This window comes from Mesorhizobium sp. WSM4836, assembly GCF_055811815.1.
On sequence record NZ_JBVVQF010000016.1, the window covers coordinates 110,269 to 124,996 of the forward strand.

A 14,728-nucleotide genomic window follows, 5' to 3' on the forward strand; every position below is an offset into this window, starting at 1 on the left:
CTTCGCCTGAAATAGGCATTCGTTACGGCGTTTGCCGGTATTTCCATTCCTGCTGCAAAGAATTCCTCAGGCGATGGCCTCGAGATAGCGCGCGACCGATGTTGAAAATGCCGCCTTTGCATCTCCGATGACGTTCTGGTTCCACCACGCGCCGTAGATATGGTCGAACGCGAAAGGCTCCAGCGCAGCCTTGATGCCGAGCACTTTCGTCGCGTTGAGCGGGATATAGTTCGGATAGCTGTACATGAAGCTGACATGACGGCGCGTCGGCGTGACCTGCAGGATGTCGCCGGCCAGGATGGCATTGCCGCCGTCGCGCTTCCAGTGCAGCACCTGGCCGCCGGCAAAGTGGCCGCCGCAGCGGATGAGTGTCAGCGCCGGGTTTATGGCGCGCGTCTCGCCTTGCCAGCTGATGATCGCCGGATGTGGCCGCATGATCCACTGACGATCATCGGCGTGCAGATAAATCGGCACGCCGCCAAACGCCTCGCTCCACTCGACCATTGCCGAATAATAATGGCAGTGCGAAATGGCGATCGCGGCCAGGCCGCCCCGGCGGTTGATCTCGGCCACCGCCTCGTCGCTGACCATCGAGATGCAGTCCCATAGCACATTGCCGTGCGGCGTTTGCGCCAGCAACGCCCGCTGGCCGATGGCGAAGCGGGGCTCGATGCCGAAGGCGAGCACGCCGGCATCATCCTTGATCACGACCCGATGGCCGGCGGCGAGCTCTTCCGGCGTGGTCCAGGCCTGGCCCTCCCAGCGCACATACTGCCGCTCGTCCTCGCAGATCGGGCAATGTCGCGGCGGCGCCGCTGTCGCCGCGAACTGGACACCACACTGCAGGCAAAGGAAACAGGTCGACCGTCCTGTTTTGCGTGGATCCATTCAGTGCTTCCTTGAAAGTTGCTTCGTCGCGGCTTCGAGGCCGGCGAGCGTCAGCGGAAACATGCGGCCACCAAAGATATCGCGGATCATGGCAATCGAATCGGTATAGCCCCAGTTCTTCTCGTCTTCCGGATTGAGCCAAATGGCATTTGGCCATTGCTGCAGCATCCGGCCGAGCCACATCGCGCCGGCCTCCTTGTTCCAGTGCTCGACCGAGCCGCCGGGTTGGGCGATCTCATAGGGGCTCATCGAGGCGTCGCCGACGACGATCACCTTGTAGTCGGGGCCATATTTATGCAGGAGATCGAAGGTCGGAATCACCTCGGCGTGGCGGCGGCGATTGTCCCTCCACACCCCTTCGTAGAGGCAATTGTGGAAGTAGAAATATTCGAGCTGACGGAACTCGGCGCGGGCGGCCGAGAATAGCTCCTCGACACGCCTGATATGGTCGTCCATCGAGCCGCCGACATCGAAGAACATCAGCAGCTTGACCGCGTTGCGACGTTCGGGTTGTGTCTTAACGTCAAGATAACCGTGCTCGGCGGTGGCGTGGATGGTGCCGGGGAGGTCGAATTCCTGTTCGGCGCCTTCGCGCACCCAGCGGCGCATGCGCTTCAGCGCGACCTTGATGTTGCGGGTACCGAGTTCGACGGCGTCATCGAAATTCCTGAACTCGCGTTTGTCCCAGACTTTTATTGCGCGGCGGTTGCGGCTTTCGTGCTGGCCAATGCGCACGCCTTCGGGATTGTAGCCATAGGCGCCGAAGGGCGAGGTGCCGGCGGTCCCGATCCATTTCGAACCGCCCTGATGCCGGCCCTTCTGTTCCTCCAGCCGTTTCCTCAGTGTTTCCATCAGCTTTTCGAAGCCGCCCAGCGCCTCGATCAGCCTCTTCTCCTCATCGGTCAGGTGCTTTTCGGCGAGCCTCCGCAGCCACTCCTCCGGGATGTTTGCGACATCGACCGGGTCTTCGCCGGCCAGTGCCTCGACACCTCCAAAGATGTGCGAAAAGACCTGGTCGAAGCGATCGATGTATCGCTCGTCCTTCACCAGCGCGGCGCGGGCGAGATAGTAAAAGCCCTCGACATCATAGTCGACCAGCCCGGCTTCCAACCCCTCCAGCAGCGACAGATATTCGCGGAGCGAGACCGGAACCCGCGCTGCCTTCAATTCGAGGAAGAAGGGGATGAACATCTCACCATCTACATCAAATCGTACTCGATGAAGCCAGTCCTGCGCGCCACGTGGTCGTAGAGCTTGCGCGCTGTGGTGTTGGTCTCGTGCGTCATCCAGTAGACGTTCTTGACACCGATCTTGCCGGCTTCCTGCTTGACCGCTTCGATCAGGGCGGCGCCGATGCCCTTGCCGCGCACATCCGGGTCGGCGAACAGGTCCTGCAGATAGCAGTTGTTTACCTCCGACCAGCAGGAGCGATGGTAAAGATAGTGCGTCAGGCCGACGGCCTTGCCGTCGAGGGTGGCGAGGAAACCCTTTGGCTCGAACTCGCCCGCCGTGAACAGCCGCTTCCAGGTGACGGCGTAAACCGCTTCCGGCAGCTTGGTTTCGTAGAAGGTGAGGTAGGCGGTCCATAGACGCCGCCAGTCGGCATGGTCGGATTGCGCAAGCGGGCGGACGGTGATCTCGGTCATTTTATTTCCCTCTGAACTCGGCAACCCGAAGCTGCCTCCACGCCTCGCTGGCGGCAACGGTCCAGCGACGGGAAAGTGCTGTCCGGCGCCTTCGTCGACCGCCCCTCACCCTTGCCGTCTCGCCATGAAAGCCAGGCGCTCGAACAGATGCACGTCCTGTTCGTTCTTCAGCAACGCGCCATGCAGTTTCGGCAGCGCATTCTTCGGGTCGGCGCGCAGGTTTTCCGGCGCGATGTCGTCGGCGACCAGCAGGCGTATCCAGTCGAGTGCCTCGGAGGTCGACGGCTTCTTCTTGAGGCCCGGCACATCGCGGATCTCGTAGAATTGCGTGAGTGCGGCGCGCACCAGGTTCTGCTTGATGCCGGGATAGTGCACGTCGACGATTTTGTGCAGCGTCTCGACGTCGGGAAAGCGGATGTAGTGGAAGAAGCAGCGGCGCAGGAAGGCGTCCGGCAATTCCTTCTCGTTGTTGGAGGTGATGATGACGATCGGCCGGACAGTGGCGCGGATGATCCGGCCGGTCTCGTAGACGAAGAACTCCATCCGATCCAGTTCCTGCAACAGATCGTTGGGGAACTCGATATCGGCCTTGTCGATCTCGTCGATCAGAAGCACGACTTTCCTGCCGGCGGCAAAGGCGTCCCACAGCTTGCCGCGCTTGATGTAATTGCGGATGTCGTTGAAGCGCTCGTCGCCGAGTTGGCTGTCGCGCAGCCGCGAGACGGCATCATATTCATAGAGACCCTGCTGCGCCCGCGTGGTCGATTTGACGTGCCATTCGATCAGATCCAGGCCGAGCGCCGCCGCCACCTGGCGGGCAAGTTCGGTCTTGCCGGTGCCGGGCTCGCCCTTGACGAGCAATGGCCGCTCAAGCGCGATCGCCGCGTTGACCGCCACCATCAGATCCTTGTCGGCAACATAGGCTGCCGTGCCTTCGAAACGCATTTTTGCTCCCGGGTTCATCGCGCGACCCTAAGGATGCGGCCTTCGCTGTGCAAGGCGCTGCTGGGGAAGCGGGGATTTTGCCGGCGCTGACCTGGTTGACGGATTGTGCGTCGAATTAGGCGTCGAAACATGTCGCCTCTCTGGCGCTTGGCCTGCCGTCTGCCTATATTGGCGGGGACGGTCTGCGCTTCCCGGCAGGAGAACATTTTCCCCGGGGCCTTAATGATCCCTAGGGAGCTGTCCCTGGGAAGACCCGTGGGTTTTCTCATACGGCGCCCACCTACTTTGTAGGTTCCCGGGATCGCTCTCTCCACCGGTCGTGTGGATCGTCACTCGCATTTTCAGTGGACCAAGCCTAGAAAACGTCGTTCCCGAACCTTCGTCCTAAATCCGACTTTTCTATCCTGGCTCCATGACCTCCCCAAAAGACCTGAAAAAAAATCTCCGCAACCAAGCCCTCGGGCGCCGCGATGCGCTCGATCCGTTCTGGCGGGTGGAGGCAGCACTCGAAATGGCCGAGACGGCGCGCGACCGGATCACGGTCGAGCCGGGCCAGATCGTCTCCGGTTTCTGGCCGATGCGCTCGGAAGTCGACGTCCGGCCACTGATGTTTGCCTTGCGCGAGAAGGGCGCAAGGCTCTGCCTGCCTGCCATCCTCGACAAGACCACCATCGTCTTTCGCGAGCTGGTGCGCGGCGCGCCGATGATCGACATGGGCTTTGGCACCGTCGGGCCGCATGAGGAAGCCGAGGTGCTCGATCCCCAAATGATGCTGGTGCCGCTTGCCGCTTTCGATGCGCGCGGCCACCGCATCGGCTACGGCGCCGGCTATTACGACCGGGCGATCGCGCGGCTGGCCGACAAGGGGCAGCAGCCGCGGCTGATCGGCATTGCCTTCGATTGCCAGGAGGTGGCCCTGGTGCCGGACGAGCCGCATGACGTGATCATTCCGGAAATACTCACCGAGAGCGGGTTGCGCCGGTTCGCGCCGAAATTGTAGATAAGTTCCTGGACGCATGGTCTTTTCCGAAAGTCATGCAGCTTTTGCTTCGCTGACCTTCGGTTCGGGATCACGCTTATATGAGACTTCTCTTTCTCGGCGACATGGTCGGCAAGACAGGACGTACGGCGGTGTGGGAACAACTGCCCGGGCTGATCTCGGATTTCAAACTCGACTTCGTCATTGTCAACGGCGAGAACGCCGCCGGCGGCTTCGGCATCACAGAGGAGATTTTTCGCGAGACGATCTCGGCCGGCGCCGATGTCGTCACGACCGGCAACCATGTCTGGGACCAGCGCGATGCGCTGATTTTCGCGCCGCGCGAAGAGCGCTTCCTGCGCCCGTCCAATTTTCCCAAGGGAACGCCGGGGCGCGGCTCAGGCGTCTACATCGCCAGGAACGGCGCGCGCGTGCTGGTCGCCAACATCATGGGCCGGGTGTTCATGCATCCCGAGCTCGACGATCCGTTCCAGGCCGGCGAGCGCGAACTTGCCGCTTGTCCGCTTGGCGAGCAGGCCGATGCGGTCGTCATCGATTTCCATGCCGAGGCGACCTCGGAAAAAATGTGCTTCGCCCATTTCGTCGACGGCCGTGCCAGCCTTGTTGTCGGCACCCATACCCATCAGCCGACCGGCGATCACCAGATCCTCAATGGTGGCACCGGCTATATTTCCGATGCCGGCATGTGCGGCGATTACGATTCCTCGCTCGGCATGGACAAGGAGGAGCCGCTCAACCGGTTCTTGTCCAAAGTGCCGAAAGGCCGCTTCGAGGCGTCGACCGGACCGGCGACATTGTGCGGCGTCGGCGTCGACATTTCCGACCGCAGCGGCCTGACCGAACGGATCGCGCCGTTTCGCCGCGGCCCGCGGCTGGAGGAAACGGCCCCATCCTTCTGGTCGTGACATTGATATCGACGTTTGCAATACCCAATTGCCGGCGAAACTGCTCTAGATCGTAGAGGGGACGACCTCCATGCAGCTTGTGGAATTCCTGGCGCCGCATTTCGCCTTTGTCTCCGACCCGACGGCATGGGTCGCGCTGCTGACGCTGATCGTGCTGGAGGTCGTGCTCGGTATCGACAATCTGATCTTCATCTCGATTTTGACCAACAAATTGCCGGTAGCGCAGCGAGCCCGCGCCCGGCGGCTCGGCATCTCGGCCGCGCTGGTGATGCGGCTGATCCTGCTGGCCACCATCTCGATCATCGTCCAACTGACGACGCCGATATTCACCGCCTTCGGCCACGGCTTTTCATGGCGCGACCTGATCCTGATCGCCGGCGGCCTGTTCCTCGTCTGGAAGGCGACCAAGGAGATCCACCACACGGTCGATCTCGACGATCACCAGGACACGATGATAGGCGAGACGCTGCAGCTTTCGCTAGCCGGCGCGATTTTCCAGATCCTGCTGCTCGACCTCGTCTTCTCGATCGACTCGATCATCACTGCGGTGGGCATGACCGACGAGATCGCGATCATGTACATCGCGGTGATCGTGGCGGTGAGTGTTATGATGCTGGCGGCCGGGCCGCTGGCCGATTTCATCGCCAAGAACCCCAGCATCGTCATGCTGGCGCTCGGCTTCCTGCTGATGATCGGCATGACGCTGATCGCCGACGGCATGGGTTACCACGTGCCGAAAGGCTACATCTACGCCGCCATGGGTTTTTCGGCACTGGTCGAAGGGCTCAACATGCTGGCGCGGCGCCGGAAGAAGGCAAAGGGCGGTGGGCACTGATGTCTACATCACCTCGTCATCCTAGGGCGGAGCGACGCGAAGCGGAGCGCAGATCCTAGGATCCATGCCGTTACCCATACCGAAGAATGCAGCGTTGCAGAATTGAGTAGCGGCTAACGGTAGTCGTCGGACTTCTGGGTGTTTCATCCTGAGGCGCAGCGATACGTCGGCGTCGCGCCATGGATCCTAGGGTCTACGCGCGTCGCTTCGCTCCTTGCTCCGCCCTAGGATGACGAGTGTTGGCCCTTCGGATGGCGGTCGCCGATCAGGTTGAGCGTCAGGCCTTGCTCCAGCCACGCCTTGGCGCCGGCGAGCACCAGGGCAAAACCGCCGGTCGAGTCGATCGCCTGCTTGACCTGCTCATCGGGGCCGCCGGCAAAGCCGAAATTGCGGACCTCGACAAAGGTCGTGCCGCCGGGCATCTCGGTAAAGGTCCACACCACCGTGGTCGGCGGATCGCTCCATTGCACCAAGATCTTCTTGTTTTCGACGATTTCACGGACATTGACCGTTGTCGAGACGCCGTACATCCGCCATTCCCAACTGATTTTCCTGCCGCTGTCCAACCTGTCGCTGCCATGGGTGAACCAGAATTTTGTCGTGATCGCCGGATCGACGAAGGCTTCGAACACGTCGGCGACCGCCCGCCTTATCAGCATGCCGGCTTCGGCGGTCGGTGTTTCACGGATCTCCATAGCGTCCTCCTTTCACGGCGCCGCCGCCTGTTCACCAGGCATCGGGTTCGCGCACGAGGTGGATGATGTTGGCCGGGTTGGTGATCCAGCCGCCGCGAAAGCCTTCGCCCAGTGCCTCGATGGCGTCGCAGCGCACGACACCGGCTTTGGCGAGATGCTCCGCAGCGGCTGGAAAATCATCGGTGAGCAGTTCCAGCCAGATCTCGGCCTGGCTCATCATCGGCGCCTCGTCGATCCACAGCCGATTGGGACCGAGTTCAAAGCCGACGGCCGGCGCCTTGGCCGTGAATGGCTTCAGGCCGATGACGTCGCGATAAAAGGCGATCGTCGCCTGGTATTGATGCGGCGGGACTTTCATGGCGATGTTGATGCCGCCGGTGATCTTCGCGGTCATTTTTGCTCCATTGCTCTCAGATGTTGTTCTCGGTGGCCGGCTCGCCCTTCATCTCGCTGCGGTAATAGCCGTCGCGCAGATTGATGCCGTATTCGACATAGGCCTTCATGCAGGCCAGCATCTGCGACCAGCCCTCGCAATTGAGGTAGGACTTCTTCAGGCCGACCGCGTCCTCATGCCAGCCGGTTTCGGCGATGGTGACGAAGGTGCCGCCATCGTCGAGCGGTTCGAAATTCATCTCGATGCGGGTCTTGTAGGCGGGCTTGCCGTCGGCGTCGGTGGCATCCCAGCGCAGCACGATGCGGCTGTCTTTTTCCACCTTGTCAATTTCGACAGGAACCTTGCCCCACCAGATGACGGTGGCGCCAGCCACCAGCGGTGCGCTGGCGCCGCCGATCGTGGTGAAGTAGTCGCTAAGTTTCTTCGGATTGACGACCGCATCGAAGACTTCGGTGATAGGTTTGCCGATGCGGCCAGAAACCCTGAATTCAAGAGACATATCCACAGCTCCTTGCTTGAATGGCTCAAGGATATGTTATAGAAATATAACATGTCAAGTCAATCGCAGGACGACAATGTTTTCAAGGCGCTGGCGCATCCGCGCCGGCGTGCATTGCTGGACCGGCTGAAGGACGCGCCGCAGACCACCGGCATGCTGTGCGACGCCTTTCCCGATATGGACCGCTGCACGGTCATGCTGCATCTGAAGGTGCTGGAGGAGGCCGAACTGGTCGTGGCGCGGCGCGAGGGCCGCGAACGCTGGAACCATCTCAACGCGCTGCCGATCAAGCACATCCACGACCGCTGGATCAGCCAATATGCCACGCATGCGGTCAGCATCCTCGACCGGCTGAAATCCGATCTTGAGGAATGAAAGGTGCCGAGGCCTGCCGATTTTCGAGTCTCAAAACCCTTGCGTGCCGGCGGCAATGGCGCGGCTGGACGAATTGAGCCGATTTATCTATAAGCCGGCCATTCCGACAGAGAGCGCCGTCCGTCCGTCAGGACGCAGCAGGACGTTCTGAAATTTTGAATTCGAGCATTTTGCAAGATGCCGGGTTGTTCACCAGGCGGCAGATGCTCTAGCCGAGAAGACGACAGGGGTGCCATGGCTGGCCATTCACAGTTCAAGAACATCATGCACCGCAAGGGCCGCCAGGATGCGGTGCGGTCGAAAATGTTTTCCAAGCTGGCGCGCGAAATCACCGTCGCCGCCAAGAGCGGCACGCCCGATCCATCGATGAACCCGCGCCTGCGCCTTGCCGTGCAGAACGCCAAGGCGGTGTCGATGCCGAAGGACAATATCCAGCGCGCCATCAACAAGGCGTCGATGGGCGATGCAGAGACCTACGAAGCCGTGCGCTACGAGGGTTACGGGCCGGGCGGCGTCGCGCTGATCGTCGAGGCGCTGACCGATAACCGCAACCGTTCGGCGTCGAATGTGCGCGCCGCCTTCACCAAGGCCGGCGGGGCGATGGGCGAGACCGGCTCGGTTTCGTTCATGTGGGACCGCGTCGGCGAGATTTATTATCCGGCATCGGCCGGCAGCGCCGAGAAGGTGATGGACGCGGCGATCGAGGCTGGCGCCGACGATGTCCAGTCGGACGAGGAAGGCCACACGATCTACTGCGCCTTCGAGAATCTCGGCGAAGTGTCGAAGGCGCTGGAAGGGGCGCTCGGCGAGGCTGAATCGGTGAAGCCGATCTGGAAGCCGCAGACCAATATCGCGGTCGACGAGGAGCGGGCACAATCGCTGATGAAGCTGGTCGCGACGCTCGAGGATGACGACGACGTGCAGAGCGTCTACGCCAATTTCGAGGTCGACGAGGAGACCTTGGCGAAGCTCAGCGCGGCGTAAGTTCAGAACGCCGCGCACCGATCTTTCTTCTAGAGCTGTCAGTTACTGATGGGGGACGGATGACTGACACCGACGAGGCTCGTGTTGCTGACGCGATGTCCTGGCCTCGCCGGGGTGGCATCCGGCGTCGGCTGTTCGCTTCGCTCATCGACTATCTTATCGTCCTGGTACCTCTTTACGCACTGGTAGCGGGTTTGTTTCTGCTGACCGACGGCGGAGTGAAGGGCAGCTTTTGGCTGAACCGGAGACTCTGTCAGTCGGCCACGTTAAACGGAGCAAGTGATCCATCGTTTGCCCGTTACGATTGGCAGGTATGCAGAACGTCGCTGTTCGGTCTGACGGTCGCCGAATGGGCGGTAGGAACGGTTTCGGGCTCACCGTCTGAAGGAGATCCCTCCATCTCAATTGATTTGGATTCGCAGGGAAATCTCAGACCCGCAGCATTGGATTTGGGTTTCCTCGAACTGGTCGTTCTCGCGTCTTATCTCCTTGTCATGGAGTTGACCTCCGGCCAGCCAATCGGCAAGCGTTTCGCGGCGCTCATAGTGCATGACCAGGATGACAAAAATAGAATCGGACTACCCGTACGAAAGGCTGTTCGGCGGCAGGGAATTAAATTTCTCGGCGCTTTGCCTATAATGTTCATAGGCGGGTGGTACGCTTTTCAGGCTTGGGGAAGCGCTCCTGGGAGTGTGCAAGACGGCTCTCAGTTGGAAATAGTCGGCGCAATGGCCGCCCTTGTTTTGGTTTTTGTTTGGCCGATCTGGATTGCAGTATCCATAGCCCTCGGCAACGACCCGATACACGATCGGTTTGCCGTAACCACAGTCCGCGCAGATGAGACCTAGACATGAGCGTATCAGACAAGCCCCGCGTCCGCATCACCTATTGCACCCAGTGCCTGTGGCTGCTCAGGGCTGGCTGGATGGCGCAGGAGCTGTTGTCCACCTTCGGCACCGATCTCGGCGAAGTGACGCTGGTGCCCGGCATCGGCGGTATCTTCACCATTTCCTGCAATGACACGCTGGTCTGGGACCGCAAGCGTGACGGCGGTTTTCCCGACGCCCCAAAACTCAAGCAACTGGTTCGCGACGTCATCGATCCGGATCGCGATCTCGGCCATGCCGATCGCAAGGGCCATAAGTCAAAAGACCCTGCCTGAAGGCCTTTTACACTTCCGTCCTGCATTCACCGCCACGCCAAGATAAAACAGCCAAGCGCCACGATGGCGGTGATGGTGCGGACATGGTTCCAAATCACCCAGTCCCTGAGATAAGTGGCCCATACCGCGGCGCCGTTGGCGCTTGCCGAATCGACGGCGGCCAGCGCGTTGTTGAGCGGCACGTTGAACATCATCGTCACGATCGGGTTGCCGACGAGGTAGATCAGGGCGCCGGCGAGGAGCCAGAATGCACCCGGTTGGCTCCAGCCGATAAGAGCGCCGGCGGCAAGGACAAGACAGACCAGTCCGGTGCCGAAAAGTGCGGTCATGAATGCCGGCGTAATCACGGTGATGTTGATCGAATTCATGGCGGCGATGCCGCCTCCGGCAGGCAAGCGGGCGAGCGCCGGCATGATAAAGTTGGAGAAGGCGAAGAAAACGCCGCCGACAACGCCTGAGCCAATGGCAGCGACGAAGGTGAGGGCGGGAAGCAGTTTCATGATCATGTCAGTTCATCCAGATGCCCGTGGCGGCGGTTTCGGTTGCGTAGGCGGAAAAGTCCTTTGGGGCGCGGCCGAGCACGCGCTGGACGCCATCGGTCAGCGACTCGTTGCGGCCGTCGAGCACTTCGGTGAACAGCTCGTTAAGCAGCCAGGCGAACTCGGCAGGCAACTCGTGCTCGGCCATGGCGGCGGCGAACTCGGCATGTGAAATCCTGATAAAACGAATGTCGCGGCCGGCGGCCCTGCCGATCTCGGCGACCGCGTCGGCGAAGCTCAGCAGCCGCGGCCCGGTCAGCTCGTAAAGCTGGCCGGTATGGCCTTGGCGGGTAAGCACCGTAGCCGCGACATCTGCGATGTCGTCGGCATCGACGAATGGCTCACCGACATTGCCCACCGGCAATGCCACCTTACCCTCACGCAGGGAATCCACGAGAAAGCCTTCGCTGAAGTTCTGGGAAAACCAGGCGCAGCGCAGGATTGTCCAATCGGCGCCTGAACCTTTGAGCATCTCTTCGGCGCGCTGCGCTTCCGTTTCGCCACGCCCCGACAGCAGCACCAGCCGGCGCACACCACGCTCCACGGCAAGACGAGAGAAGGCGCCGACCGTGTCGGCCGCGCCGGGCACCGCAAGATCAGGATAGTAGCTGATGTAGACGGCGCCGACACCATCAAGCGCGGGTTCCCAGGTGATGTCATTTTCCCAGTCGAAGGGCGGCGTACCCGAGCGCGAGCCGATCCGCACTGGCAGGCCCCGCGCCGTCAGCCGCTCGGCGAGACGGCGGCCGGTCTTGCCGGTGCCGCCGAGGATCAAAGTTGGTTTCCTTTCAATAGAGTTCATATCGATTTTCCCCGATTCATAAATGTGAGCAATCCTCACATTTGCAAAACGTGATAAACCCTCGTATTTTGGGAGTCAAGCCAATTTGTTGATTGTTCGTCTGGAGACAGTGATGGAAGGCTCTGCCGTATCGGATTCACAGGACGGCAAGATTGCATCGCCGCGCCGGGCGCCGAGCCAGCAGCGCAGCCGCGAGCGGGTCGAGCGCATGTTGGCCGCCGCCTCGGCGCTGATCGCCGAGCAAGGCAGCGATGCGATGCGCATGGGCGAGGTGGCCGACAGGGCCGGCGTGTCGATCGGCTCGCTCTACCAGTTCTTCCCGGACAAGAGAGCGATCATCTGGGCGCTGGCCGAACGCTACACCGCCGAAAGCCAGGCCTGCATTGCGGCAGCACTGGCCGAGGTCAATGACGCCGAAGGCCTGCGCCGGGCCTTTTCGGAACTGGTGGATATCTACTACGGAATGTTCCTGGCGGAACCGGTGATGCGCGACATCTGGTCGGGCACGCAGGCCGACAAGGCGTTGCGCGAACTCGAGCTCGCCGACAGCCGGGCCAACGCCGAATTCCTCACTGCGGTGCTGAAGCGGTTGCGGCCGTCCGCCGATCCGGAAGCGCTGGAAACGACGGCATTTCTCATCTGGCAGATGGGCGAAGCCGCAATGCGGCTGGCGATCTCGGTAGGGCGAGAGGAAGGCGACAGGCTGGTTGCCGCCTACAAGCGAATGGCTTTGCGGGAGTTGCTCGATCGGTAGGACCGCACCTAGGCAACAAAAAAACCCGCCACGAGGGGCGGGTTTTCGATGTTCGAAAGGCCTGCGGCTTAGAGGCCGAAACCTTCGAAGCGCTTCTTGAATTTCGACAGGCGGCCACCGCGGTCGAGCAGGGTCTGCTGGCCGCCGGTCCAGGCCGGATGGGTGGTCGGGTCGATATCGAGGTTCATCGTATCGCCTTCTTTGCCCCAGGTCGAACGGGTCATGTATTCGGTGCCGTCGGTCATGACGACCTTGATGGTGTGGTAGTCGGGATGGATGTCGGTCTTCATGGGTCTGTTCCTGGCTTGGCGGGTGCTGCCGACGGGCTGAAGCCTGCGTCGATGCGCCCCTTTTTAAAACTCGAAGCCGCAGCTATTGAGGAGCCACGGCTTCTAAAACGGTCGGCGAGCCTATACATCAGCCGGAATTGAATCACAAGGCCGCGGCAAGCGCATATTGGCGCAAACCTCAAAGGGCCAAAGGAAACGGTCATGGCGAACATCAGCGGCGATGCAGACGAGCGCAGGCGCTCGCTGAGGCCGCTGCAGCGCCTGTTTCCCTACATCACCCATTACCGCAAAATGGTCATCGGCGCGATCGTCTCGCTGGCCGTTGCGGCGGCGACGACGCTGGCGCTGCCGCTGGCCGTGCGGCGGATGATCGACCACGGCTTTTCCGCTTCCGATTCCAGCTTCATTGCCGAATATTTCGCCATGCTGGTGGTGATGGCCGCCGTGCTGGCTGCGGCCTCGGCCAGCCGCTACTATTTCGTCATCACGCTCGGCGAGCGCGTCGTTGCCGATATCCGCCGCGATGTCTTTGCCCACGTCACCACGCTGTCGCCCTCCTTCTTCGACACGGCCCAGTCGGGCGAGATCGTCTCGCGGCTCGCCGCCGACACGACACAGGTCAAATCGGCCGTCGGTGCCACCGCCTCGGTGGCGCTGCGCAACGTCATCCTCGGCCTTGGCGCCGTGGCGATGATGGTCTTCACCAGCCCAAAACTATCCGGCCTGGTCATCGCGGCCATTCCGCTAATCGTGCTGCCGCTGGTCGCCTTCGGCCGCTCGGTGCGGCGCAGGTCACGGCTGGCGCAGGATACTCTGGCCAATGCCACCGCCTATGCCAGCGAGCAGATCGGCGCGGTGCGCACCCTGCAGGCCTTCACCAACGAGAAGCTTGTAACCGGGCATTTTTCGTCCGCCGTGGAAGCAGCGTTCGACGCGGCGCGGGCCTCGATCTTTGCCCGCTCCTTTCTCACCTTCTTCGCCATCTTCATGATCTTTTCGTCGGTCGTGGCGGTGCTGTGGTTCGGTTCGCGCGACGTGCTCGACGGCACGCTGTCGCCGGGCACGCTTGGCCAATTCCTGCTCTATTCGGTGTTCGCCGCCGGCGCGCTCGGCGCCCTGTCGGAGGTCTGGGGCGAACTGTCCCAGGCAGCGGGCGCTGCCGAACGTCTGACCGAGATCCTGGCCGAGAAACCCGTGATCCAGGCGCCTGCCGATCCGAAGCCGCTGCCGGCAAAGGCGAGAGGCGCGATCAGCTTCGACGATGTCTCCTTCTCCTATCCGGCCCGGCCCGACCGTTCCGCCGTCCATGGCCTGAGCTTTCAGGTCAAACCCGGTGAGACGGTGGCGATCGTCGGGCCATCCGGCGCCGGCAAGAGCACGGTGTTTTCGCTGCTCCTGCGCTTCTACGATCCGGAGGCCGGCAGGATCGTCATCGACGGGGTCGATCTGCGCGAGGCCGATCCGGCCGCGATCCGCGCGCGCATCGCCATCGTGCCGCAGGATGTCACGATCTTTGCGGCAAGCGCGCGCGACAATATCGGCTTTGGCCGGCCTGGCGCCGGCCAGGCCGAGATCGAGGCGGCGGCGAAGGATGCGCTTGCCGACGAGTTCATCCTGAAACTCGAAAAGGGCTATGACAGTCAGGTCGGCGAGCGCGGGGTAACGCTGTCGGGCGGCCAGCGCCAGCGCGTCGCCATCGCCCGCGCCATTTTGCGCGATGCGCCCATCCTGCTGCTCGACGAGGCGACCTCGGCGCTCGACGCCGAAAGCGAGTCGCTGGTGCAGACGGCGCTCGACCGGCTGATGCAGGGCCGCACCACGATCGTCATCGCCCATCGGCTGGCAACCGTGCTGAAGGCCGATCGCATCCTGGTCATGGATGGCGGCCGCATCGTCGAGGAAGGCACGCATCAGAGCCTGGTCGCCAAGGGCGGCATCTATGCGCGGCTGGCCAAGCTGCAGTTCGAAACCGGAGCGAATGCCTTCAGGGGCGCGGCCGAGTAGCCAAGCGGCAT

General features: G+C 61.8%; 19 protein-coding genes and 1 other RNA gene. 10 read left to right on the forward strand and 10 right to left on the reverse strand.

Annotation, left to right across the window (positions count from 1 at the left end; genetic code table 11):
* Positions 1-66: 66 nt before the first annotated feature.
* The 4 genes from AC0L2P_RS19535 to AC0L2P_RS19550 form a co-directional block, all read right to left on the reverse strand.
* The gene (locus AC0L2P_RS19535) at positions 67-888 is read right to left on the reverse strand and encodes an MBL fold metallo-hydrolase (protein WP_473503103.1); all 822 of its coding nucleotides are present in this window, start codon (positions 886-888) and stop codon (positions 67-69) included.
* Entirely contained in the window at positions 889-2,079 is a 1,191-nt protein-coding gene (locus AC0L2P_RS19540; protein WP_473503105.1) for a vWA domain-containing protein, read from the reverse strand.
* Between the two features lie 8 nt (positions 2,080-2,087).
* Positions 2,088-2,534: a GNAT family N-acetyltransferase gene (locus tag AC0L2P_RS19545; protein WP_473503107.1), complete on the reverse strand. Its 447-nt coding sequence runs from the start codon at positions 2,532-2,534 to the stop codon at positions 2,088-2,090.
* A gap of 105 nt (positions 2,535-2,639) precedes the next feature.
* Positions 2,640-3,479, reverse strand: a complete 840-nt coding sequence (locus AC0L2P_RS19550) for an AAA family ATPase (RefSeq protein ID WP_473503109.1) — start codon at positions 3,477-3,479, stop codon at positions 2,640-2,642.
* Positions 3,480-3,655: 176 nt separating this feature from the next.
* On the opposite strand from AC0L2P_RS19550, the gene ssrS reads away from it, so the two are divergent.
* The 4 genes from ssrS to AC0L2P_RS19570 all read left to right on the forward strand — a co-directional run bounded on the left by ssrS (position 3,656) and on the right by AC0L2P_RS19570 (position 6,219).
* Positions 3,656-3,811: non-coding RNA, 6S RNA (gene ssrS, locus AC0L2P_RS19555), on the forward strand.
* Between the two features lie 80 nt (positions 3,812-3,891).
* Positions 3,892-4,479: a 5-formyltetrahydrofolate cyclo-ligase gene (locus AC0L2P_RS19560; protein WP_473503112.1), complete on the forward strand. Its 588-nt coding sequence runs from the start codon at positions 3,892-3,894 to the stop codon at positions 4,477-4,479.
* An 80-nt stretch (positions 4,480-4,559) separates the two neighbouring features.
* A complete protein-coding gene (locus tag AC0L2P_RS19565; protein ID WP_473503114.1) occupies positions 4,560-5,384 on the forward strand; it encodes a TIGR00282 family metallophosphoesterase in 825 nt (274 codons plus the stop codon).
* 70 nt (positions 5,385-5,454) lie between these two features.
* Positions 5,455-6,219, forward strand: coding sequence for a TerC family protein (locus AC0L2P_RS19570; RefSeq protein ID WP_473503116.1), 765 nt, complete (start codon positions 5,455-5,457; stop codon positions 6,217-6,219).
* Between the two features lie 224 nt (positions 6,220-6,443).
* On the opposite strand, the gene AC0L2P_RS19575 is transcribed toward AC0L2P_RS19570, so the two are convergent.
* The 3 genes from AC0L2P_RS19575 to AC0L2P_RS19585 are packed head-to-tail and all read right to left on the reverse strand — an operon-like array spanning position 6,444 to position 7,807.
* A complete protein-coding gene (locus AC0L2P_RS19575; protein ID WP_473503118.1) occupies positions 6,444-6,914 on the reverse strand; it encodes an SRPBCC family protein in 471 nt (156 codons plus the stop codon).
* 31 nt (positions 6,915-6,945) lie between these two features.
* The gene (locus tag AC0L2P_RS19580; RefSeq protein ID WP_473503120.1) at positions 6,946-7,308 is read right to left on the reverse strand and encodes a VOC family protein; all 363 of its coding nucleotides are present in this window, start codon (positions 7,306-7,308) and stop codon (positions 6,946-6,948) included.
* 16 nt (positions 7,309-7,324) lie between these two features.
* Positions 7,325-7,807, reverse strand: a complete 483-nt coding sequence (locus tag AC0L2P_RS19585) for an SRPBCC domain-containing protein (RefSeq protein WP_473503122.1) — start codon at positions 7,805-7,807, stop codon at positions 7,325-7,327.
* Positions 7,808-7,858: 51 nt separating this feature from the next.
* Between AC0L2P_RS19585 and AC0L2P_RS19590 the strand changes: the two genes are divergently transcribed.
* From AC0L2P_RS19590 to AC0L2P_RS19605, 4 genes are all read left to right on the forward strand, one after another.
* Entirely contained in the window at positions 7,859-8,182 is a 324-nt protein-coding gene (locus tag AC0L2P_RS19590) for an ArsR/SmtB family transcription factor (RefSeq protein ID WP_473503124.1), read from the forward strand.
* A 234-nt stretch (positions 8,183-8,416) separates the two neighbouring features.
* A complete protein-coding gene (locus AC0L2P_RS19595; RefSeq protein WP_023678028.1) occupies positions 8,417-9,166 on the forward strand; it encodes a YebC/PmpR family DNA-binding transcriptional regulator in 750 nt (249 codons plus the stop codon).
* A gap of 59 nt (positions 9,167-9,225) precedes the next feature.
* On the forward strand, positions 9,226-10,014 hold the full coding sequence (locus AC0L2P_RS19600; protein ID WP_473503126.1) for an RDD family protein: 789 nt from the start codon (positions 9,226-9,228) through the stop codon (positions 10,012-10,014).
* 2 nt (positions 10,015-10,016) lie between these two features.
* Positions 10,017-10,328, forward strand: coding sequence for an Rdx family protein (locus AC0L2P_RS19605; RefSeq protein ID WP_473503128.1), 312 nt, complete (start codon positions 10,017-10,019; stop codon positions 10,326-10,328).
* A 26-nt stretch (positions 10,329-10,354) separates the two neighbouring features.
* Here AC0L2P_RS19605 and AC0L2P_RS19610 read toward each other — a convergent pair whose 3' ends face one another.
* Together AC0L2P_RS19610 and AC0L2P_RS19615 are read right to left on the reverse strand one after the other, a co-directional pair.
* On the reverse strand, positions 10,355-10,834 hold the full coding sequence (locus tag AC0L2P_RS19610; RefSeq protein WP_473503130.1) for an anthrone oxygenase family protein: 480 nt from the start codon (positions 10,832-10,834) through the stop codon (positions 10,355-10,357).
* Between the two features lies 1 nt (position 10,835).
* Positions 10,836-11,669, reverse strand: a complete 834-nt coding sequence (locus AC0L2P_RS19615; RefSeq protein ID WP_473503132.1) for a Rossmann-fold NAD(P)-binding domain-containing protein — start codon at positions 11,667-11,669, stop codon at positions 10,836-10,838.
* A gap of 112 nt (positions 11,670-11,781) precedes the next feature.
* Here AC0L2P_RS19615 and AC0L2P_RS19620 point away from each other — a divergent pair, with 112 nt between their 5' ends.
* A complete protein-coding gene (locus AC0L2P_RS19620) occupies positions 11,782-12,423 on the forward strand; it encodes a TetR/AcrR family transcriptional regulator (protein WP_473503134.1) in 642 nt (213 codons plus the stop codon).
* Positions 12,424-12,491: 68 nt separating this feature from the next.
* Here the strand turns inward: AC0L2P_RS19620 and rpmE are convergent, their stop codons facing one another.
* A complete protein-coding gene (rpmE, locus tag AC0L2P_RS19625; protein WP_006327661.1) occupies positions 12,492-12,713 on the reverse strand; it encodes a 50S ribosomal protein L31 in 222 nt (73 codons plus the stop codon).
* A 201-nt stretch (positions 12,714-12,914) separates the two neighbouring features.
* On the opposite strand from rpmE, the gene AC0L2P_RS19630 reads away from it, so the two are divergent.
* Positions 12,915-14,717, forward strand: a complete 1,803-nt coding sequence (locus AC0L2P_RS19630) for an ABC transporter transmembrane domain-containing protein (protein ID WP_473503136.1) — start codon at positions 12,915-12,917, stop codon at positions 14,715-14,717.
* Positions 14,718-14,728 lie beyond the last annotated feature (11 nt).